A 19,832-nucleotide genomic window follows, 5' to 3' on the forward strand; every position below is an offset into this window, starting at 1 on the left:
TTAATAGCCTTTATTTTGAATAATGTTGTTGTTAACTTGTATATCGCTTACGGGGATGGGATATAGTTGGCTATGGCTGTCCCAGGTTCCTCCCTTGGCCTTGCAAGCGCCGGCGGGCCCACCCATCACGGCATCGATTGTTCCAGTTCTTTTTAAATTGAACCAACGATCACCTTCGGTGAATAACTCTACCTGGCGCTCATGTGCGATGGCATTAAGTAAGGAAGCCTGATCCGTCTGTCCGGAATAATCGGCAAGACCGGCCCGACGCCGGATCACGTTTAGATCGGCCAGGCAACCAGCTGTATTTCCTTGTTGGAGGCGCGCCTCTGACCGGATCAGATATTGCTCCGCCAGCCTGAGCATCATCGTGTATTCGTTCACTGAAGTGGCCTTATTATTGTCTTTATATTTAAAAGCATAATACCAGGTACTGGTTCCGGAAGTGAAAGCTTTGACCCAGTTTGCTTTGCGCTGGTCATTGGCTTCAAAAACACTAAGTAATTGTGCATTAAGTGCGAGGTTATTCAAAGAAGCATTTACAGGGCTAGCTGTTAAAATAAAAATATAACCATCGTTTGTATAAAAACTGGCACCAGGTAATGCCAGTTGCCAGATAGCCTCTGAACTGTTTTTTAAAAACACTTTGTTCAGATCAGTAAGCAGGGAAAATTGCGAGGTATTGCCTATAACGATATTGGCCTGTATTTCCGCGCTATCGGGCTTACCCATATACAAATAGGTCCTTGCCAGTAAAGCAGCGGCGGCCCAGGTGGTTGGACGTACTCTTTCTGTAGTGGGGCCATTCGCGGCATCAACATAAGTACTGCTGAGTAAGCTCGCGGCTTTCTTAATGTCGTTAACGATTTGACGATAGACCGCATCTTTTGCCGTTCTGGGCATCACACTGTTCACCTTGTAATCGGTGGAAGTAATTAAAGGAACATCGCCATATAAATTGACCAGGTTAAAGTAATAAAGGCCCCTTAAAAAATAGGACTCGCCGCTTAACTGATTTTTAACCTTCTCGCTTACACCGCTGTAAGTTTGCAATCCCTCAATGATGGAATTGGCTTGGTAAATATAATTGTAGGTTGGTGACCAGGTGTTGATACTCGCGTCTTGAGCATCCGTAGTTGCAATCAAAGAATTTAGATACAAATTCTTATCATTTTGATTAGTAGAATAGGTAGTGAGTTCATCTGACGACAAGCCGGTGTTTCTGTGTAAATAGTACGGATAATTTTGTGCTTGCATTTGTGAATACAAACTTAATTGTGCCCCGATTGCGAAATTATCGTTACGGAAAACGTTGGAAGCGGTCACTAAAGTAACAGGTGGGCCCAATTCTACCTGTTTCCTGCAACTCGCAAAAACAGCAAGCGCTACCACGAACAATGGCAGGCATCGGTTATATTTATAATTGAAAGTCATACAATTCGATTTGAAGTTGATTGTTAAAAAATTATAAGGTTAGTTGGATGCCTGCAGTGATCATTTTCAATGGCGGCAGACTCAAGCCCTGCGTTTCCGGGTCAAAACCCTGGTATCTGGTAATCGTAAATAGGTTCTGACATTGCAAGTACACCCGTAAATTTTGCAAGTGAGCTTTTTTTAGCCAATTCTGTGGCATGCTATAGGCAAGTGAAATATTTTTTAAACGGATAAAAGACGCATCTGTAATCATATAATCGCTTGATAACAAATTAGCTCTGGCAATCAGCGCTGGCGTCGATCCCTGAGTATATTTTTGATATTCTGCAATGTCTCCCGGCTTTTGCCATGCGTCCAAAGCATATGAAAGCGGATTTGCATTAAAATTGCCTGGAATCAAAAACTGACTAGACCGTCGTCCGGTTTGTTTCACGAATTGCACGAGGAAAGACAGGTCAATACCGTGGTAGGAAAAAGTATTTTCAAATCCACCGTAATATTTTTGCGTAACAACAGCGCTTGGTAAGAACTGCTTATCGCTGTTATTGATGGCTCCATCTTTGTTTACGTCCTGGAACGTATACAAGCCGGTTTGCGAATCGATGCCGGTATATTTGTACGATGGTATAATGAATAAAGGCTGGCCAACCATATACAAAGAACTGTAGCTAAGATTTGAAGACAAACCGGGGAATGAGACCAATTTATTACGTGGTATTGTAAGATTGACAGAGCTGCTCCATTTAAATGATTTGTTTTGGATGATAGCTCCGTTGACCAGCAATTCAACCCCCGTGTTTTGTACCACCGCCGGCAGGTTGCTGACAATACGGGTGAAGCCGGCAGTGGACGGCAATGGCTGACCGACTAATTGATTACCCGTCCGGTTGCGGTAATAGCTTGCACTGATGAATACGCGGTCTTTTAGAAATCCAAGTTCGATGCCGCCTTCCAATTTTTTCACACTTTCCCATCCAAAATAAGAATTCGCGATCGAGGTGGGATACAGCGTAGAGGCTGACTGATAGGTTCCGCCTGTACCGTTATAAGTAGCATAAGTACTTAAATATTGATAATCCGTGATCTGGTCGTTTCCGCTGGAACCATAACTTGCACGCAGCTTACCAAAGCTCAAGAAGGGCAGGTTTTTGCTTATGAACTGCTCTTTTGAAAAAATCCAGGCCGCTCCTGCAGAAGCAAAATTTCCGAACTGGTTGTTCGGCCCAAAACGGCTGCTGCCGTCTCTTCTTGCAGTCGCATTGACCACGTATTTCTCCTCCCAATTATAACTTACACGGCCATAAAGGGCATTATAATTATACTGAGTGATACTATTACCTCGAATAATTATGTTGGAAGCTGCAGCGATGTTGCTTAATGCATCATCTGAAGCAAAATTATAGGCATATAGTCCCAGTGAACTTTGTTTATTGCCTTGAAAAGTTGACCCTACTAGTAAATCGAGTGTCCCTTTGCTAATTTTGCGGGAGTAATTGAGCTGTGGCTCGATGATCCAGGTGTTAAAATCGGATTTGGCAAACTGGTGGTTTCTTAAGAGAGGGTTGGTATTATTTGGCGGGGCCACCGAAGTTAAAGGCTGGACATTATCCTGGTTTAACTGCAGGTGGGTATAGCCAAAGCTACTCTTGATTTGTAGCCCGGGTAAAACCTGGTAACTTAAATTTAAATTGCCCCCCAGATTATCGGTTACCGCTTTGCTGGTCTGCAGCATCGGCGCCAAGGGATTCGACCACGTGTTATTTTGCCAATTAAGGTTACCGTTCGCGTCATAAATTGGCGGAGCATCAGGCGCTAAATTGATACTTCCTGCCAGATCAGATGAAGGCAATACACTGTAGTCATTTAAATATTGAGCCGAGAAGACCGCGTGGAACCGCTGATCTGCGGAAGCATGGTTCAGGTTGATGTGAAGTGAAGCCTTCCGGTCTTCAAAATCTCCCGGGTAAACTGTGGTCTGCCGGCTATAACCACCCGAGATCAGGAATTGGGTGTTCACACTTCCCCCGGACAGTGATGCCTGTGCATTGGTGAATTTCGCTGTCCCGCCGATCAGTTCCTTCTGCCAGTTGGTATAGCGGGTTGTGTCCCATACACCGTTAATGTCATAATCTGTAGGTTTAATGGCAACGCCGTCGTTTGCAAAAGCCTTATGCCGCACTGCCAAATATTGCTGCGTATTCAGGAACGGTAACTGTCGGGTAATTTGTCCTGCACCACTGTAAACATTTACATCAAATTTGGTGATTCCTGCTCTTCCTTTTTTGGTGGTGATTAGAATGACGCCATTAGCTCCCCTGGAACCGTAAATTGCCGTCGCATCCGCATCTTTCAACACCTCTATGCTTTCTATATCCGAGGAGTTTAAGCTGTTAAATGGGCTCATGCCGGTTCCCTGAGAAGCACCAAAACCAACAGCCCCACCACCAATATTGGTGTTGGTTAAACTAGTCGCGAGAAATGGCACACCATCAACAATGTAAAGAGGATTATTGCCTTGTGCGATACTATTTCGCCCGCGTATCATAACGGTGTAGCCCGCTCCCGGGATACCTGAGGTTTGGGAGATGTATACGCCCGGAACTCTTCCTTCCAGGGCAAGGATCGGATCGCTTACCGGTTGCTTTTGGATATCCGCTGCGGTCACCCGACTAACGTTACCTGTGTTCAATTCCTGCTTTACCGAATAATAACCTTTACTCACCACAACCTCTTGAAGATTGGTAGTCGTAGCTTTAAGGGTAATGGTTGCTTTGGTCAAAAAATCACCTGCCGAAATTTCCCGGGTTTCAAACCCAATAGAGCTAAATACCAGAATGGAATTGTTGTAAGCCACAGTGATAACAAAGACGCCGTCTTTATCAGTAACTACACCATTGTTAGAATCTTTTAACTTAACTGTGACACCGGGCAACGCCTGTCCGGTTTCATCGGTTACTTTTCCGGTTACGGTTACCTGCGCAAAAAAAGCCCGGGCCTGGTCGATAAAACTCGGTTCACTCTTTTCTGCTTTTTTCAATAAAATATTGTTGCCCACGACCTTATAATCAATAGCCGTCTGATCAAAAGCCGCTTTCAAAGCCTCCTCAATCGAAGCCCCGGCGACCCGCACCGTGATCCGCTCCTCTTTCAAAGCCGGATCCGTAAACAAAAAAACATAACCGGATTGTTGCTTAATAGCACCAAGGACCTTTTCTAAGGGTGCGTCCCGCTCATTCAAACTGATCTTCTGAGCAAAACCGGCCGCACTGGCCTGGACAAGGGCTATGACCAACAAAAATGTCGTTAATTTCATAACCTTATAAATTTGCGGCGCACGCGATCTCGCGTATACGCCAATAGCAGTAAAATTCATTACTTTTGTAAAGTTTTGGGTTAATACTAGTGTCAACTATCTTTTTCCTTGGGAAAGGGTTAACCCGGACATTTGCCGTAGCATGCTTCGAACCACGCTGCGGCTTTTTTATGCCGGTACCCTGCTCATACTGCTAAATGCGTAAATATTTTTTCATGGTCATGGGGGTTAAGGGTTAATCAATATTAGGTTCTTTATGGTTTCACCAGGATCTTCTTCCCGTCAGATCCTTGTACGATTTGAAAATTAACTTTAAAAAATTTCAGTACTTCCAATACCTGTGAGGCATTGACATTGCGGTGCATCTCCCCATGGAACACCGTCTTCGGTGTCCCATCGGGGTATTCCACCTCCACGTCATACCAGCGCGAAATTTGGCGCATCGCCTCTTCGAGTTTCATCCCCTCGAAATTGAACAGCCCGTTCTTCCAGGCAATCGCCTGATCAGTATTGACTGCTTTGACTTTGATCTGGTTGTTCGTTATGATAGCTTGTTGTCCCGGTGTTAAAGTCGCCTGGTTAATTTTCACGCTGCCTTCAATCAGCGTCGTCTTGATATTCGGCTCATCCTCATAGGCATTCACATTGAACGCTGTACCAATATCCTCGATCGTCTGTCCTTTTACGCTTACCCTAAAAGGCATTTTAGCATTGTGTTTTACCTCAAAATAAACCTGGCCCGTGATCTCCACGCGCCTTTCATTGCCGATGAAATTCACGGGATATTTGATCGATGAACCCGCATCGAGAATAGCGACGGTACCGTCGGAAAGGGTTAATGGATAGAAATTCCCGCGTTTGGTGGTAACCGTATTGTACACTAATTCGGTGCTTGGCGCGCCGGCTTCATACATCACTTTATTATCCGCGGTCTTAATGATATTGGTATTGCCCTGCGTGGCAATAGCGCCTGTTTTGGCGCTGTTTAGAGCGATTTGTTGACCATTGGATAATTGGAGTACCGCAGATTGATTACCGGGTAGGACATCGACCTTTTGGAGTGCTGCTACTTGTTGCGGCGCTTTTTCCTTCCGCAGTAAGAAATAGCCGCCTGCCGACAGGAATACTACTATGGATGCCGCTGCCGCGATGCGATACCACATTGGCCGGGTTTTCGTACCCTGCGCAGCCTTGATCGCCTGCCACATCGCCACCCTACCCTGCTTTAAATCCTCATCAGATAAGCCCGAGGCACCCTGCTGGTTCAACTCATGCAACCAGCGTTTCACCGCGGTTTCTTCAGCCGGCGTAGCCGTGCCAGCCTTGACTTTATCCAATAATCCGGTAATGTCTTTTTTCTCCATTTCAGAACAAAGACGATTGTGAAAAAGGGATTAGGTACAAGGGGTAAAAATAAAGTTTAAAATATTTTAATTTTGATGAAAACCTTATCCAAATGATCAACACCGTCGCTGACTTTTTATATCAACTTCAGCAAGAACAAGAAAAAGTAGCCGAAGCTCAAGGCATCACTCATCGCGTGACCATAGGCGAAATGTATGAACGCATAGCGGGCAACCTTTTGGAAAAAGCGATCTTCACAGGTTACAATATTAATGTGATCAGCCGCTCCTTCATCAAAGACAAGGACGGCAAGCGCAGCAAAGAACTTGATTTGATGATCATCGAAGGCGAAGGTGAACCTATCCCGCTGACGGACCGCTTTGATGTGAAATTTGAGCAAGTCATCGCCGTTATTCAAATAAAAAAAACGCTGAACCTTCAGCAACTGGAGGACGGTTATATGAACTTATACAGTGTTTACGAAATCGCGCCGGAGGGCGTCCAGCAATACCAAGCTGACATGTTCAACGACGCCTATCGTTCGATATGTCGGCAAAGTACGGCCGTAAACGGCAAAATCCGCAAGACGTTTGAAAACAGTACCGCTGAGGGGCTTTATGAGATACTCAAATGGGAAGCTATCTTACCTGCCCGTATTTTATTCGCGTTTAATGGCTTTCAAACTGAGAAAGGACTGCGGGATTCTTTTTATAATTTCCTGGCCAAACAACGAAGCACCCCTCAAGAATTAATACCCGGCTTTGGGCCGCTGAACTTTCCCAACCTGATCGTCAATGATGAATTTATATTGATCAAAAATAACGGACTGCCTTTCGTTGCGCCATTGGATGGGGCCGACTGGGATTTTTATACGTCCGCACGCGGCAATCCCTATCTGGCCCTGCTGGAAATCGTTTGGACACGGTTAACTTACCGTTACGGCCTGTCTTCGGACATATTCGGAGAAGACCTTCAATTGGCAGGTGTCACGCGTTATTTGACTGCAAATACCGTTTGGGTAGCCGGACAACGCGGCTGGAATTATCACTACACGCATTTGCGCCAGGCTACGCTTGGAAATGCGGATAATACGCACATGGATTGGTCGCCGGTCTTATTGAACTTTAACCAGTTCCATATCATCAATTATCTATGTGCGCATACCGTATTGAAGCTAAATAAGATCCGTCAGGTGTTGGGTTTCCCTAGCGACAGCGAAGTAAACATTGACGAACTGATCCGATCCTTATTAGCTACGGGCTTAGTTTATATTTCCGGACAAAAGCATTTACGGTTATTGACCGATAAGTGTCAGACTATGATCATGCCTGACGGGAATTACTACGCCGCTGACAATAAAACAGGGCGCATGACACGCTGGTCGCTCAAATTTGTACCTTAGGATCAATCGAGAAATTTAATGACCCCACAAGAAGCCCTGCAAACACTGGAAGAACGTGCGACACATTTAGAAACTGTGGCCTACGACGAAATTATGTACTTATTACAGCATGGAATACGCCGCATTCCTATTCCGGTGGCTAGATTATTCCGGGGCGCCCTTATCGATCGCGTGCGACCAAACATTGGCGAAAACCTGTTTACCAGCGTGGATGAACTGACCTACATCAAAAACGAACAGGTCATCCGCGAAAGGCTAACCGAATTTGGCCGCGGCAACTGCCCGCACCAGCCGATGTTTTATGGCGCCATAGAAACAACGGAAATACCGGAGCAACGCATTACCGCGCTCGCGGAAACCTCGACTCTCTATCAAGACCCCGCCGGTATTAATCTGGAAGGCGAACTGTACACCGTCAGCCGCTGGCGGACGACGCAAGAGTTACAGGTAGTAGAAATGGTTTTCTCGCCGGGTGCCATTGCCGCCAGCCCGGATACCGAAAGAGCTTTCCATAATCAAGTAGCTTTACTAGCAGCCCACGGCTTAGGCGATGAAGCGTTTTTGCGCAAGTTCCTGGTATTTATCAGCGGGCAATTCGCCCGGCCTAAACGAACGCACCACGATTATAAAATATCGGCAGCTTATACCAACGCGGTATTACGACATCCGGACATCAATGGCGTCAGCTATCCCAGTGTTCAAACAGAATATAAAGGCTGGAACCTCGTATTGCCACCATCAACCGTAGAACAGCATTTAACATTGGAAAGTACCATTACCCAACGGCTGCATAAAAACGCGCCGCACATGTATATCAACAACCATATGGAATGTATTGATCCCTTGCGCGATCCGCATCAACTAAACTGGTTGCCAACCGACCCCATACACATAGCCGTACCGGAAGAAATACATGCGGCCTTATTTCCGCCTCAGGTTTAACCTTGAGCTTTTGCCTTTGCTTTCTCCGCTTCTTCTTTTTCTTTTTTCTTTTCTTCCTTGTTATAGAACGTGTCATCCTGCAATTTACTCGCCAGGCTGGCAATGATGACAACGACCATAAACAAGCTGATAATGATCTGCGCATTCACTACTGACTGAACAAAAGGATCAAACGGTGAAATATCACCATAACCGATAGTCGCCGCGGTCACAAAACTAAAATAGATATAAGTAACCGGCGGCAGATGATCTTGAAATTTGGCCAATTTATCGTTTACCGAAAACACGTGGTAGCCATTTATCGAATAAGCATGATCCCAGTAGTAATAGATGGCGGCAAAACACAGGCATATCTCAGCATAGTTAACAAACGTCATGATCAAACTTCTTTGAAAGCTGATCGGTTGCCGCCAGATATCGTTTAGAATAATACGACCCAATAAGAAATGTAAAGTATCCGCGGTCATGATAACGATAAACACGGTTACCCAGCCGTTGGAGGTCCAGCCATGGCTAATCGCTTGCCAGGCAAAAACAACTTTGCCGATCGCATAGACCTCAATACTGATCTTTCTTACTAATAGATTTTTCGATTTTCCGGTCACCCAGCGTATAAGCCCTGCCGGCGTCGCAAAAGAAAGTAACTGAATGGTAAGCCGGATCAATCGTTCGATCCCAAAGTCCTTATATTTTTTGTTATGCCAGATCGTGGAAAGATTCGCGCATTGTTGCTCGTAGAAACCATTTGGCACGTATTTTTTCTTGGGCACGCCTATCAATAGTTTAATATAGAAGTGCCGTGCCTTCACAAAAGGTAACGAGATTAGGATCAAGATAAACGCAACGGAAAAGAACAATTCCCAAAATGACAGGGATTGTATTAAAGTTAAAAAAGACTGCATCGACAAGTAGGTTTTAACCAAAGTTAAAACTATTCCCTTAAACGCATAGAAACGTTTATAAACGGGTAAAGTAGAAGATTTTGTTGTGCAACTGCTGAATTTTGTCGGCGTACAGCGCGAGGTTTCCGTTGTGCGCTGTTCTTTGAAATTAATGCAGAATATAAAGGAGATAGACCAGTATACCGAGTTTTACACGCAAATGTTGCAGTGCACGCTTCATTTGCGTGTTGACAGTATGCTCAGACAGGCCCAGTTCTTCGGCGATCTCTTTGGTCGATAAGCATTGTTTGCGTTTTAAAATATAGATCTCGCGCATCTTCGGCGGCATGGCTTGAATCTCTCTTTCAATTAACGCCTCCAGATCTTTCTCGCGAACCAAAAAGTCCGTTTCCACGCTATCGACCTCAACATATTGATTCGCGTAAGCCAGCTTCACATCCCGGTGCTTAAACACATCCAGCACCCGGTTCAGCACCGACTTATATAGGTAACCCTGTAAAGTGGTCTTTAATTCAAAATCATGACGCTGGTGCCAGAGTTTAATAAACACCTCCTGCACGACATCCTGCGCCTCCTGTTTATTCTTCAATTTACGATAAGCATAACTATATAACAACGCATCATACCGCAGGTACAATTCCTCAAACGCCGCCTGCCCGTCCCCTGCAATCAAGGATAGTAATTCTTGGTCGGAAAGCGTTTGCAAAGCAGCCATACACAGTTAATGTCGTCCGAATTTACTGAAATAATCGCAATAAAGAAAATAAACGATTGTAAATTAGGTGTTAACAAGCTGTAACAAACTTATATTAATTTGCTTTTATCAATTATTTTGTAAATTTGTAGTTCTTGAATTAGCAGATGACTGTCGAAAATATAAACACCTATTCGACGATAGTTGTGAATTTAATTGGAATTAGTTCCACGATTATTGTCCTTCGGAAATATCTTATGAAGCTCTTTGTTGAAGAAACAAGTGAGGGTGTTAAAAAAAAATCTTTTTTTTCAGTGAATTATAGTTTAATTGATTGATATACAGTTAATTAGCAAAAAATCACTAAAATTCACAACTTTTCCAATAGTCTAGGACATTCGATTCCGACATTCTTGGAATGAAAAGACTCTCTAGAATTTCTCGAAATTCTTCCATTTTTGAGATCCATTCGACAATTGTCTTTGGAATAAATCGACAATTCCGACACTTTTCCGATGTTTGTTTTCATGGACGAACAATTATTTTCCAAAGAGGAACTCGCAGAAATCCTCAAAGAAGCGACTGTCAATGAAAATAAATATCTAGACACCACGGTCATCGATGGGAAAGCGACCGAAAAATCTATTAATACGATTTCCTTAAATAATCAATTGATCTTTACTGTCGGAAATGACTTCACTGGCTATAAACATTTGAGGGAGCGTCATAGTCGTTTTACTTACAAAAATTATTGGATCAAAACGGAAGACGGAACTATAAAGTTAGACCGACCGAGCAAATTCCATCCAGACATGGCACCCGGAATTGATTATACAAAGATCGCCGACGCGATTTTCGCTGAAGAAAATAAAAACGTTACCATAAACCATCGACCGGACGTGTTCGATAAATACACCGGGACTTATGCGCATAAAGATAATCCCCCCGAAAAATATCATTTGCTAACTTATAAGGATACCAAAATCGTTCACACGATGTACCCTGATAAAAAGAAACATAACTTAAAAGCAGTCGCTAAGTTTGGGAAGGGACACGTTAAAGCGACCCGTCAGTTAAATCCTGAAAATGATTACGCGGACCTATTCATTCCTTATGAAGATCCGGAGGGAAAAACTGCCTACTCTATTCTTATCCGGAAATTCTATCAGGAACAAATCGAAAGAGTCTTTATCCAACAGCACGGTGAAAACGAAGCAGTAGAATCCTTGTTTTTATTGGGCGAACGTGAAATCCATGATTTTGCGTCATTCGATCATCCGATGATGTCCCATTTCCAGCACCGCGATTTGATCGATTATGAAAAGATCATCAATCAAATGGCAGAAGGCGCAGAAACAATTGAAATCGATCCGTCGACATTCAGATGGTAGGACTAGCCTACCGTCTGGTTCAAAGCGATAATCGCCGTTTTGAATTGCTCTCGGTTGATCAAAAACTGGATATTGACCTTACCCTTAGCGACGCCGGTACTGATGATATTGATATCCGCTTTAGCCAATGCCGTGGCGGCTTTGGCTAATAGGCCCGGCTGATCCATATTCGTCCCCAATAAACACACCATCGCTACCGGCTCATAGGTTACTTTTTCAAATGAGGACTGCAAATCATCGATCAAGCCCTGCTTGAAATCGCTTTCCCAGATCACAATAGTGATACTATTGGCACTCGTGGTTTTAAAGGTATAACTGATCTGATGATTAAAGAATAGTTGCATGATCTGCAAATCACTGCCGACATTGCCAGTCATCAAGGGATCGTATATGTCAATCAATAATAATTGGTCTGTTCCAGTGATCACCTCTACCCTTTTTAACGCCGAAACATACTCCCGCGTGATCAATGTACCCGGATGCGCTGGCTCAAAGGTATTTTTGATGCGTAAATGAATCCCGGCCATTTCCAATGGCTTAGACGCTTTCGGATGGATCGCTTCCATGCCCACATCGGCTAATTGATCAGCGATGTCATAATTCGTGTTACCCACCGGTTTCACATTATCGATACCCACTAAGCCAGGGTCGGCAGTACTTAAATGATATTCTTTATGAATGATCGCTTCCTGTGGTTTTAATATCTCGGCGATCTTACTAAAGGTCACTTCCGAATAACCCCGGTCAAACTCCCGCATAATGCCTTCGGTGCCTTTGGCATAACCGGTAGCAACGACAATGCCTTTACTTAAATCAACTTGGCTAAACGCATCTTTGATGCGCTCACTGATCGTTAACGGCCTGCTATCAGAAGAACCCGCCAAATCAATAAGATCGACTTTCAATCGGCGTATTTGTAAGATGCTGGCTAAAACATAAGCCGAATGACTTTCGCCAATCGAGGCCAGGATTTCCCGTGCGGCTAATAAAATGCCTTCGTTTAAATAACCCGATGCCAGCATGGTTACGGCACTGTCCAAATAAACGGTTGCCTGGCTAATCATACCATCAACGACCTCGTTGGCATCAGCGACATTTAATCCTAAAGGCCCATACTGTGCATTCAGTTCTTTGAGATAAGCGGTAACATCCGCCAACGCTTGTTTAAAATCCTCACCATTGGCCAGACGGTGATAGACACCCGGCGCTTTGGTCTTTTTGTTTTCTAATAATAAGTTCGTCACACCCGAAAAAGCGGACACAACAAAGACCCGCCCAGTCAATTGGTCATTATGGTAGACGATGTTTTCAATCACTTCTTTCAGCGCACTCATTGAAGTGCCGCCGATCTTTTCAACAGTTAGCATAGGGCGAAACTAAAAAATTCTCAGGAATAAACTTCCACCCTAAAAACGCCACCCCTGATTATTCAAGGTGGAAATAAGCATTTGTAGCCTGCCCAACTTTGCTGTCCACAAAATTGAAAGCTTATGTTACACACCATTTCCTGGCAGCAATACATTACTGCCGTCCTCTTGCTCACCGCGGCCTGGTATGCCTATGTCGGTTTGAAATACTATTTACCCGAACTGCGCGCCTGGTTGCGCATCAGGACAACTGATACCATGCCACCGGTCGCCGTAGCACCGATGCATGCGGTGATAGGCGGTATCCAAGCAGATCAGGATAATCAGTCGCATGATGCCGAAGAATTACAATTTGGTTCGGCTGAACCCGACGACATCAGTGAGGCAACTTTACCGAAAGGTCCCTCAGATGATTTGCTGGCCGAAGCTACTACTTTAGTAAATGCTTTTGCTGAAAGCGGCACTAAAACGGATTTTCTATCCCTTTTGCAAGTACTGTTGGATAAGTATGAAATCTACCGCGATGAAATCAGCCTGAAAGTATTTACCGCAGTATTAAAACCAATGGCGGGTATCTTGCCCTTTGAATTATCTGAACACGACCTGGACCTGCACTGGCCAGCTGAAAACTATGCTTAATATGAAAAAGATAAAATTAATTATCAGCCTGATGCTGATCTCTGCCATCAGCCTTGCCCAGGACGGCAACGCCGGCATTAACGAAGCAACCACCCAGGTTAAAAGTTACTTTTCGACCGGCACCAACTTAATGTATGCCATCGGCGCCATTGTCGGCCTGGTTGGCGCGATCAAAGTCTATAAAAAATGGAGCGAAGTATTGCAAGTGGTATTTGAAGCAGCCGCGCTTTGTATCAATACCATCCGCACCTTTTACTTGATTGTATTAGCCATCTTGGGTCCGCTGGTGCTCGGCTTATCGGTATTCGATGGTTTTCAATTTACCCTGAATACCTGGCTGGCCAAATACGTTAACGTATTTTTATGGCTGCCGGTCGCCAATATCTTCGGCGCGATCATCGGTAAAGTACAAGAGAACATGCTGAAGTTGGACATTCAGCAAGTACAAACGGCGGGCGATACCTTCTTCTCCTCTACCGATACCGCTTATCTCATATTTCTTTTGATCGGCATCGTCGGTTATTTCACCGTACCCGCTGTCGCCGGTTATATCATTAACCCCGGCGGCGGCAATAGCCTGGTCAATAAAGTCAGCACCCTCGCTTCGACTGCTATCCTGTCTGCGGCCAGCGCTATTAGTATAACCAATAAACAAAGTATGTCATCGCCTGCGCCAGAATCATCGGCGAACAGCGATTACCAAAAACAAAAACTGGATTACGAACCCACAAAAACTAAATAGCATGTTCACCCACCTCAAAAATATCGAAACGGCCTTCCAGCACATCAAGCGCTTTAGTTACTTACTGATCAGCGGCTGCATACTGATCAGCGGCTTTGCCTTGTATAAAAGCTATCAATTCGCTTCGGCCACGAATAACCATGTCTATATTTTAGCTAACGGCAAGGCACTGGAAGCCTTTGCGGCTGACCGCAAAGACAATATCCCGGTAGAAGCCCGCGATCATATCCGTATGTTCCACCATTACTTCTTTACGCTTGACCCCGATGAAAAAGTGATCGATGCCAATATCGGCAAGGCCCTGTATTTGGCTGATGAATCTGCCCGCAACCAATATAACGGCCTGAAAGAAAAAAGCTATTATAATAACCTGATCTCGGGTAACATCAGCCAGCAGATCCAGGTCGACAGCATCCAATTGGATATGAATCAGTACCCCTACTATTTCAAATGTTATGCAATTCAAAAATTAACCAGGTCAACGTCCAATGTCAATAAAATGCTGATTACACAAGGTTACCTGCGTAATGTAAGCCGCAGTGATAATAATCCCCATGGCTTTCTCATTGAACGTTGGGAAACGTTGGCTAACCGCGACACCACTCTAAGCCCATGAAAACCAAACTCATCCTTTGCGCAACAGCCTATGCATTATTGTTAGGCTGGTCACTCAATCATAATACAATTAATGTTAAACCCGGCTCGGTGCCATCATACATCGGCCATAATTTATCAGATCATGGAAAAACAACGCAAATTCTACCTCGTTATCCCGCTCCTGGTGATACCCTTCCTCACGATGGCCTTCTGGGCCCTCGGCGGCGGACAAACCAAAGCCGACAGGCCGACAGCAGCCAAAGGTATCGACATGACACTGCCCGAAGCCCAGTTCAAAAAAGACGAACAACAAAATAAATTGGCGGTTTACCAAGCTTCCATGCGGGATTCCGCACAAAATGGGGTGAGCCCCTCCTTTTTAAAAGCGATGGGTATGCACAACGATTCGGCTAGTGCCGATCAAAGTGCCGAACGCATCGAGACCAAACTGGCGCAGTTGAACAAGCAAATGAATCAGCCGCCAGCACCGGCTTATGATCCGCAGGTAGAGGCTACCGAACAAAAGATCAGGCAACTCCATCAAATGGTAAAGTCGGCAAAAAGCGGACGTTCTGAAGAAGATCCGGAAATGGCGCAACTCAGTAAAATGCTGACCCAGATCCAGCAAATTCAAAATCCCGGCTCTGTTAAAGTTGAAAAGAAACCCGAAGACAACACGCCCTTTAAAGCGATACCAGCGGTGATCGACGGCAAACAAAAAGTTATGGATGGCGCAGCCGTTCGGCTAAAACTGACTGATTCGGTATTGCTCAAAGACCAATGGATACCCAAAGGCCAGCAAATCTTTGGTGTTTGCTCCGTCACCAATCAAAGGCTACTGCTAAATATCCAAAATATCAGGCTGGCTCAACAAATTATACCCGTGAGTTTAACGGTCTTTAGCCTGGACGGTATGCCCGGCATCCCTGCTCCTGAAGCGGAACTCGGCGGCGCAGCCGCTGGTGGCGCGGATAACGCCTTGCAGAGCATGCAATTTATGACCATGGATCAAACCATTGGCGCACAAGCCGCAGCCGGTGGCATCAACGCGGCTAAGGGCTTATTCAGCAAAAAAATCAAGAAAATCAAGGTTAAACTGGCCGATCAATTCCCAGTGCTGCTTAAAATCAATAAATAATATGGATCAGGCCGTTAATTTTTATGAGTTAAAAACGCAACTGGCGGATCTTGGCTTCGCCGATCCGGAAATTGTCGACCGGCTCCGTGAACGTATGGTCGGGGGCACAGGAGATTTTCGCCTGCTACATCGTGAAAACCGAAACGGGCTGATCACCGAATATGCTTTTGACGTTCAGCGGCATGACCCCAATGACTCGCTGCAATATGACCATCTGGAGGCGGCACTCTATCAACCGGGAAAAGAAGAATATTTCTATGCGATCTTCTCACCGGATATTACCCGCGATGAGATCGGGCAAATCCTTCAACAGGGCATCGAAGGCCCGTTCATAGAGGAAAATCTACCAGATTACTTTGACCGCACTAAAATTTCAAACATTTTAAATCAAAATACCATGAACACACAGAATTTAAGTTACCTGCAAAAACAATTATTGAACCTCGGCTTCGGCGAGGGGATGAACAAAGAACTGGAAAAAAATATCGAGGCCAAAGCGCCCGAGTTTACCTTGAACAGTACCAACGAATACAATAAAGACAAAGTCGATTATACTTTGCATTTTAAAGCCGGCGAGGATATGTATTTCTTTAATAAGTACGACGCCAAACTCAACGACACCCAGCAAACCTTTTACATCAACAAAGGCAGCGGCATCACCGCCAAAGAAGCTTATAACTTAATGGATGGCCGTGCCGTGCACAAGGAACTGGAAAACCAAAAAGGGGAAAAGTATAACGCCTGGGTGGTACTGGACAAAGAAAACAAAACCGAGAACGGCAACATGAAATTGCAAACGTTTAGCGACGGGTGGAACTATAAACCTGAACGCGCGATAGATAAAATGGCTATCGTCGGCATTGATGAACCCGGCGCCAAAGACAAGCTGTTGAAGTCACTGGAAAAAGGCAACCGTCACCAGGTCGAAGCCCTCAAGGATGGCAAACCGGTTAAACTCTTTATTGAAGCCAATCCAGCCGAACACCGCGTCAACCTGACCAATTATAAGGGCGAAGCGCAGCAACTGGAGCATTATAAAAAGCCGGAGTTCAAAAACGAAAAGAAACCGGAGCAAAAACAGGGCGCAGCCGATGAAGGCACAAAAAAAAAGCGCTCACGGAGCGTTAAAATGAGCGTCTAATAAAAGGCCCTTTCTATTTCGGAAAGGGCTTTCTTATAAATTGTATTTTTGTCTCATGCGACGTAAACATTTACATGAGCTTAAGCTTCAAGAACAGTCCGAGTTATTAAACGCAATCGCTAAAAAAATAGCACAGCAAAACTGGGATAATGGCCTGTATAATATTTATCAGCATTCTACGGACAAAAAATTGTTAGTCCATGATTACAGTGATAAGCAAGAAATCGTTTTTGTAAATGCAGAAACAGGAAATACGGATATTATCGAAACCATCATCAAATAAATCACCGCCGCACTCTAACCAGTATTAAAACTTCACTTGATTTTTGTCGGTGACAATGATCTCGGGCTTGCCTTTATAATCGATCACCTGGCCGGTCACCGTAATGGTTTTACCATCAACCGCGAGCGATTTGGTATCACCTCTTAAAACCACCGTTAATGGACTATCCGGGTATGGCGCACCTACATTGACTAAAATCATACTGCCCACATCCTTCGTGCCATATACTTTAGCTGTAATCGTTACCGTCTCATTTAAATGGCTGGCTGCTTCTTTGATGTCAATGACTTTAGCCGGGCCCATCGCTGCTACCGCTTTAGTATCTCCCGGCAGCAACGGCGCTTCATGAGTCGAGGCATAAACTTTACCGCTGTAGATATCATTCAGGATACCCGCCAAACGAATACCCGCCTGGTCGATCCGCATTTGAACGATCCCGATATGATTTTGATAATATTGCGCATCAACGGGCTCCGTATAGAGCTTACTGCTGATCACATAACTTTCCCATAACCAGGTCATCGGCTGGTCTTGCTGCCATGCCTTAATTTGATCGGGCGTGGCCTTATCATATTGCTGGCTCATTTCCACCACACTCAACCCCTGATGATCCAATAACTTGCTGTCCCACAAAGTATGCAAATTGGTACCGGCATTATCAAACCTTACCTGTATCGTATTACCACCCTTGTCTTCTTTGTGGCTGATATGCATCGGCTGGTGCGCATCACCCACGAAATGCACCAAAAATTTCAGGGCTTCGATCTTTTGTTCGCGGCTGCTTTTGGGATGCGTCAACACGATCCGCGCTTTTTGCATCGCGCCGTAGACATTGTTTTCACCCTGGGCTTTCACCTCGGCGCTGAAAGCAGCTTCCGTCAGTCCTGACGGCACATTCACAAAATGCCAGCCCTCCGTGCTTTTGAACGCCGGTTCCTCCCGAACTTCATCCGCCCAGGTGGCAACATCAGCCAAACTTTGATTACCTAACAGCTCTTTCACCGCCGCTTTTGCCTGCGGCGTCAAATGATTTTCGGCGATAGTACCTACGGCCTGGTGGCCTTTAAAACCCCAAGACGTTAATATAATTGTACCAATCAACAGGGCGAACGTATATATTCTTTTCATTTGATATTAAATTTAATATGGGCCAGGTAAGGCACTAAAAAGCTTTTCGAACTAAACGCATGGAACTTTAAAATCTTATTGGCCAATTGGTCATAAAAGACTTCTACGTAAAAGCTGTCAACAGCATACAATTGTATCATTAACCCATTCTCTTCGCGGTCCGCCAAAAAACTACCGCTCCAAACCGAATTGGCTTTATCGTCTTCAGAAAATGTGTTGAAATCGTCAAGCGTCAGCATGGTTCAAAACTATCCAAAAAAACATTAATTTTAGGCATGACAACCTATAACGACTTCTTTGTGGCCTCGGCCGGTGCGGCAGCAGCGCTGACCGGGCTGATCTTTGTCGGGATATCCATCAATCTGAAGGAGATCATTAAACATAAATCATTACCGACCCGTGCCTCACTCGCGTTGATCTTACTGATGGCCATTCTCATCAACTCGATGATTTCCTTGGTTAATCTACCAACACAGCTTTGGGGAATAGTGCTGCTTATCATTGGTTTTGGCTTATGGCTGATACTGCTGATTAAAGACATCGGTATTTATAAAAAGACGGCCAAGCTTTATAAAAAAATCGCCTTGCTCACACTGGCGGTTGATCAACTAGCTTCTATTCCCTATCTGGTCGCCGGGCTCTGCCTCTTGAACTATTGCGAATACTGGATCTATTTGATCGTGGCCGGCTTCGTGTTGTCCTTTGTCAAAGCGGTGTGGGATGCTTGGGTATTATTGATCGAAATCATGCGCTGATGTTTGAGCACTTAAAAACAAAATTTCCGGAACTGACCGATCATTGGGAGCGATACGCTCACGTGTATAAACGGGAAGAAGTGCCCGCGCGGACGATTTTATTAAGAGAGGGCGAAGTTTCCAAACGTTCGTTCTTTATTGAGACGGGTTGCCTGCGCGCCTGGATCAATAACCAGGGCAAGGATACCACTTTCCAGTTCTTTTTTGAGCACGAGGTCATCTCGTCGGCGGAAAGCTTCCGCAAGAATATTCCGAGCATGTGTACCATCGAAACGGTCGAACCTTCAGTGATCAACGTCCTGACCAAAAAAGACTATGAGCTCATTATGGCTGATCTAAAGACACAGCCGGAATTGCTCAGCAATATGCTCGATATCACCTTCGAGCGGCAACTGCACTATATGCGCGAGTTCCTGTCTTTTATCCGCGATACGCCGCAGGAACGTTACTTGAACCTGCTCCGCGAAAAACCGCAGATCGTCCAGCGCGTGCCCCAGCACTATATCGCTTCTTACCTGGGCATCACCACTGTACATTTGAGCCGTATCAAAAATAAGATCCTGAAAGAAAAACGATAACAAATGTTATCGTCTGCCCAATTTTTACGCCGCAATTTTGGG

The 19,832-nt window shown here is 44.9% G+C and carries 18 protein-coding genes and 2 pseudogenes; 12 read left to right on the forward strand and 8 right to left on the reverse strand.

The annotated features are described in order from the left end of the window. From ACFS5N_RS05955 to ACFS5N_RS05965, 3 genes are all read right to left on the reverse strand, one after another. Positions 1–1,434, reverse strand: a complete 1,434-nt coding sequence (locus ACFS5N_RS05955) for a RagB/SusD family nutrient uptake outer membrane protein (RefSeq protein ID WP_377183239.1) — start codon at positions 1,432–1,434, stop codon at positions 1–3. A gap of 31 nt (positions 1,435–1,465) precedes the next feature. Further along, complete coding sequence (locus ACFS5N_RS05960) at positions 1,466–4,807, reverse strand: SusC/RagA family TonB-linked outer membrane protein (RefSeq protein ID WP_377183241.1); 3,342 nt, start codon at positions 4,805–4,807, stop codon at positions 1,466–1,468. 194 nt (positions 4,808–5,001) lie between these two features. Beyond that, positions 5,002–6,111, reverse strand: coding sequence for a FecR family protein (locus tag ACFS5N_RS05965; RefSeq protein WP_377183243.1), 1,110 nt, complete (start codon positions 6,109–6,111; stop codon positions 5,002–5,004). 92 nt (positions 6,112–6,203) lie between these two features. Here ACFS5N_RS05965 and ACFS5N_RS05970 point away from each other — a divergent pair, with 92 nt between their 5' ends. Then, positions 6,204–7,493 (forward strand): DUF6602 domain-containing protein, encoded by a 1,290-nt coding sequence (locus ACFS5N_RS05970; RefSeq protein WP_377183245.1) that lies wholly within the window; start codon positions 6,204–6,206, stop codon positions 7,491–7,493. An 18-nt stretch (positions 7,494–7,511) separates the two neighbouring features. Beyond that, positions 7,512–8,435, forward strand: coding sequence for a hypothetical protein (locus ACFS5N_RS05975; RefSeq protein ID WP_377183247.1), 924 nt, complete (start codon positions 7,512–7,514; stop codon positions 8,433–8,435). On the opposite strand, the gene ACFS5N_RS05980 is transcribed toward ACFS5N_RS05975, so the two are convergent. Further along, the gene (locus tag ACFS5N_RS05980) at positions 8,432–9,205 is read right to left on the reverse strand and encodes an ion channel (protein WP_377183249.1); all 774 of its coding nucleotides are present in this window, start codon (positions 9,203–9,205) and stop codon (positions 8,432–8,434) included. The genes ACFS5N_RS05975 and ACFS5N_RS05980 overlap by 4 nt on opposite strands. Before the next feature lie 280 nt (positions 9,206–9,485). Further along, positions 9,486–10,052: an RNA polymerase sigma-70 factor gene (locus tag ACFS5N_RS05985; RefSeq protein WP_377183251.1), complete on the reverse strand. Its 567-nt coding sequence runs from the start codon at positions 10,050–10,052 to the stop codon at positions 9,486–9,488. Between the two features lie 506 nt (positions 10,053–10,558). Between ACFS5N_RS05985 and ACFS5N_RS05990 the strand changes: the two genes are divergently transcribed. After that, positions 10,559–11,422: a hypothetical protein gene (locus ACFS5N_RS05990; protein ID WP_377183253.1), complete on the forward strand. Its 864-nt coding sequence runs from the start codon at positions 10,559–10,561 to the stop codon at positions 11,420–11,422. 2 nt (positions 11,423–11,424) lie between these two features. Here the strand turns inward: ACFS5N_RS05990 and ACFS5N_RS05995 are convergent, their stop codons facing one another. After that, positions 11,425–12,789 carry an aspartate kinase gene (locus ACFS5N_RS05995; RefSeq protein ID WP_377183255.1) on the reverse strand — a complete coding sequence of 455 codons (1,365 nt, stop codon included), beginning with the start codon at positions 12,787–12,789 and terminating at the stop codon, positions 11,425–11,427. Positions 12,790–12,912: 123 nt separating this feature from the next. Here ACFS5N_RS05995 and ACFS5N_RS06000 point away from each other — a divergent pair, with 123 nt between their 5' ends. The 7 genes and pseudogenes from ACFS5N_RS06000 (at position 12,913) to ACFS5N_RS06030 (ending at position 17,329) form a co-directional block, all read left to right on the forward strand. After that, the gene (locus ACFS5N_RS06000; protein ID WP_377183257.1) at positions 12,913–13,428 is read left to right on the forward strand and encodes a hypothetical protein; all 516 of its coding nucleotides are present in this window, start codon (positions 12,913–12,915) and stop codon (positions 13,426–13,428) included. Between the two features lies 1 nt (position 13,429). Further along, positions 13,430–13,621, forward strand: a pseudogene (locus tag ACFS5N_RS06005) (DUF4134 family protein); the annotation flags it as partial. Further along, positions 13,610–14,170, forward strand: a pseudogene (locus ACFS5N_RS06010) (conjugative transposon protein TraJ); the annotation flags it as partial. The pseudogenes ACFS5N_RS06005 and ACFS5N_RS06010, both read left to right, overlap by 12 nt. 1 nt (position 14,171) lies before the next feature. Beyond that, entirely contained in the window at positions 14,172–14,786 is a 615-nt protein-coding gene (gene traK, locus ACFS5N_RS06015; protein WP_377183259.1) for a conjugative transposon protein TraK, read from the forward strand. 123 nt (positions 14,787–14,909) lie between these two features. After that, positions 14,910–15,905, forward strand: a complete 996-nt coding sequence (gene traM / locus ACFS5N_RS06020) for a conjugative transposon protein TraM (protein ID WP_377183261.1) — start codon at positions 14,910–14,912, stop codon at positions 15,903–15,905. Position 15,906: 1 nt separating this feature from the next. After that, positions 15,907–17,046 (forward strand): hypothetical protein, encoded by a 1,140-nt coding sequence (locus ACFS5N_RS06025; RefSeq protein WP_377183263.1) that lies wholly within the window; start codon positions 15,907–15,909, stop codon positions 17,044–17,046. Between the two features lie 55 nt (positions 17,047–17,101). Continuing rightward, positions 17,102–17,329 (forward strand): hypothetical protein, encoded by a 228-nt coding sequence (locus ACFS5N_RS06030; protein ID WP_377183265.1) that lies wholly within the window; start codon positions 17,102–17,104, stop codon positions 17,327–17,329. A gap of 24 nt (positions 17,330–17,353) precedes the next feature. Here the strand turns inward: ACFS5N_RS06030 and ACFS5N_RS06035 are convergent, their stop codons facing one another. Together ACFS5N_RS06035 and ACFS5N_RS06040 are read right to left on the reverse strand one after the other, a co-directional pair. After that, positions 17,354–18,457: a S1/P1 nuclease gene (locus ACFS5N_RS06035; protein ID WP_377183267.1), complete on the reverse strand. Its 1,104-nt coding sequence runs from the start codon at positions 18,455–18,457 to the stop codon at positions 17,354–17,356. Next, positions 18,454–18,696 carry a hypothetical protein gene (locus ACFS5N_RS06040; protein ID WP_377183269.1) on the reverse strand — a complete coding sequence of 81 codons (243 nt, stop codon included), beginning with the start codon at positions 18,694–18,696 and terminating at the stop codon, positions 18,454–18,456. Before ACFS5N_RS06040 ends, ACFS5N_RS06035 begins: the two co-directional genes overlap by 4 nt. A gap of 36 nt (positions 18,697–18,732) precedes the next feature. On the opposite strand from ACFS5N_RS06040, the gene ACFS5N_RS06045 reads away from it, so the two are divergent. Together ACFS5N_RS06045 and ACFS5N_RS06050 are read left to right on the forward strand one after the other, a co-directional pair. Next, positions 18,733–19,212, forward strand: a complete 480-nt coding sequence (locus ACFS5N_RS06045) for a hypothetical protein (RefSeq protein ID WP_377183271.1) — start codon at positions 18,733–18,735, stop codon at positions 19,210–19,212. Beyond that, on the forward strand, positions 19,212–19,790 hold the full coding sequence (locus ACFS5N_RS06050; protein ID WP_377183273.1) for a Crp/Fnr family transcriptional regulator: 579 nt from the start codon (positions 19,212–19,214) through the stop codon (positions 19,788–19,790). The genes ACFS5N_RS06045 and ACFS5N_RS06050 overlap by 1 nt, the downstream gene beginning before the upstream one ends. Positions 19,791–19,832 lie beyond the last annotated feature (42 nt).

It is taken from the genome of Mucilaginibacter ximonensis (assembly GCF_042686265.1).
Lineage (GTDB): Bacteria > Bacteroidota > Bacteroidia > Sphingobacteriales > Sphingobacteriaceae > Mucilaginibacter > Mucilaginibacter ximonensis.

Coding starts and splice junctions, on each gene's coding strand:
- ACFS5N_RS06035 (WP_377183267.1), bottom strand. CDS start 18,457: ATGAAAAGAATATATACGTTCGCCCTGTTGATTGGTACAATTATATTA.
- ACFS5N_RS06000 (WP_377183257.1), top strand. CDS start 12,913: ATGTTACACACCATTTCCTGGCAGCAATACATTACTGCCGTCCTCTTG.
- ACFS5N_RS05965 (WP_377183243.1), bottom strand. CDS start 6,111: ATGGAGAAAAAAGACATTACCGGATTATTGGATAAAGTCAAGGCTGGC.
- ACFS5N_RS05975 (WP_377183247.1), top strand. CDS start 7,512: ATGACCCCACAAGAAGCCCTGCAAACACTGGAAGAACGTGCGACACAT.
- ACFS5N_RS05990 (WP_377183253.1), top strand. CDS start 10,559: ATGGACGAACAATTATTTTCCAAAGAGGAACTCGCAGAAATCCTCAAA.
- ACFS5N_RS05985 (WP_377183251.1), bottom strand. CDS start 10,052: ATGGCTGCTTTGCAAACGCTTTCCGACCAAGAATTACTATCCTTGATT.
- ACFS5N_RS05960 (WP_377183241.1), bottom strand. CDS start 4,807: ATGAATTTTACTGCTATTGGCGTATACGCGAGATCGCGTGCGCCGCAA.
- traM (WP_377183261.1), top strand. CDS start 14,910: ATGGAAAAACAACGCAAATTCTACCTCGTTATCCCGCTCCTGGTGATA.
- ACFS5N_RS06040 (WP_377183269.1), bottom strand. CDS start 18,696: ATGCTGACGCTTGACGATTTCAACACATTTTCTGAAGACGATAAAGCC.
- ACFS5N_RS05995 (WP_377183255.1), bottom strand. CDS start 12,789: ATGCTAACTGTTGAAAAGATCGGCGGCACTTCAATGAGTGCGCTGAAA.
- ACFS5N_RS05970 (WP_377183245.1), top strand. CDS start 6,204: ATGATCAACACCGTCGCTGACTTTTTATATCAACTTCAGCAAGAACAA.
- ACFS5N_RS06030 (WP_377183265.1), top strand. CDS start 17,102: ATGCGACGTAAACATTTACATGAGCTTAAGCTTCAAGAACAGTCCGAG.
- ACFS5N_RS06050 (WP_377183273.1), top strand. CDS start 19,212: ATGTTTGAGCACTTAAAAACAAAATTTCCGGAACTGACCGATCATTGG.
- ACFS5N_RS05955 (WP_377183239.1), bottom strand. CDS start 1,434: ATGACTTTCAATTATAAATATAACCGATGCCTGCCATTGTTCGTGGTA.
- traK (WP_377183259.1), top strand. CDS start 14,172: ATGTTCACCCACCTCAAAAATATCGAAACGGCCTTCCAGCACATCAAG.
- ACFS5N_RS06045 (WP_377183271.1), top strand. CDS start 18,733: ATGACAACCTATAACGACTTCTTTGTGGCCTCGGCCGGTGCGGCAGCA.
- ACFS5N_RS06025 (WP_377183263.1), top strand. CDS start 15,907: ATGGATCAGGCCGTTAATTTTTATGAGTTAAAAACGCAACTGGCGGAT.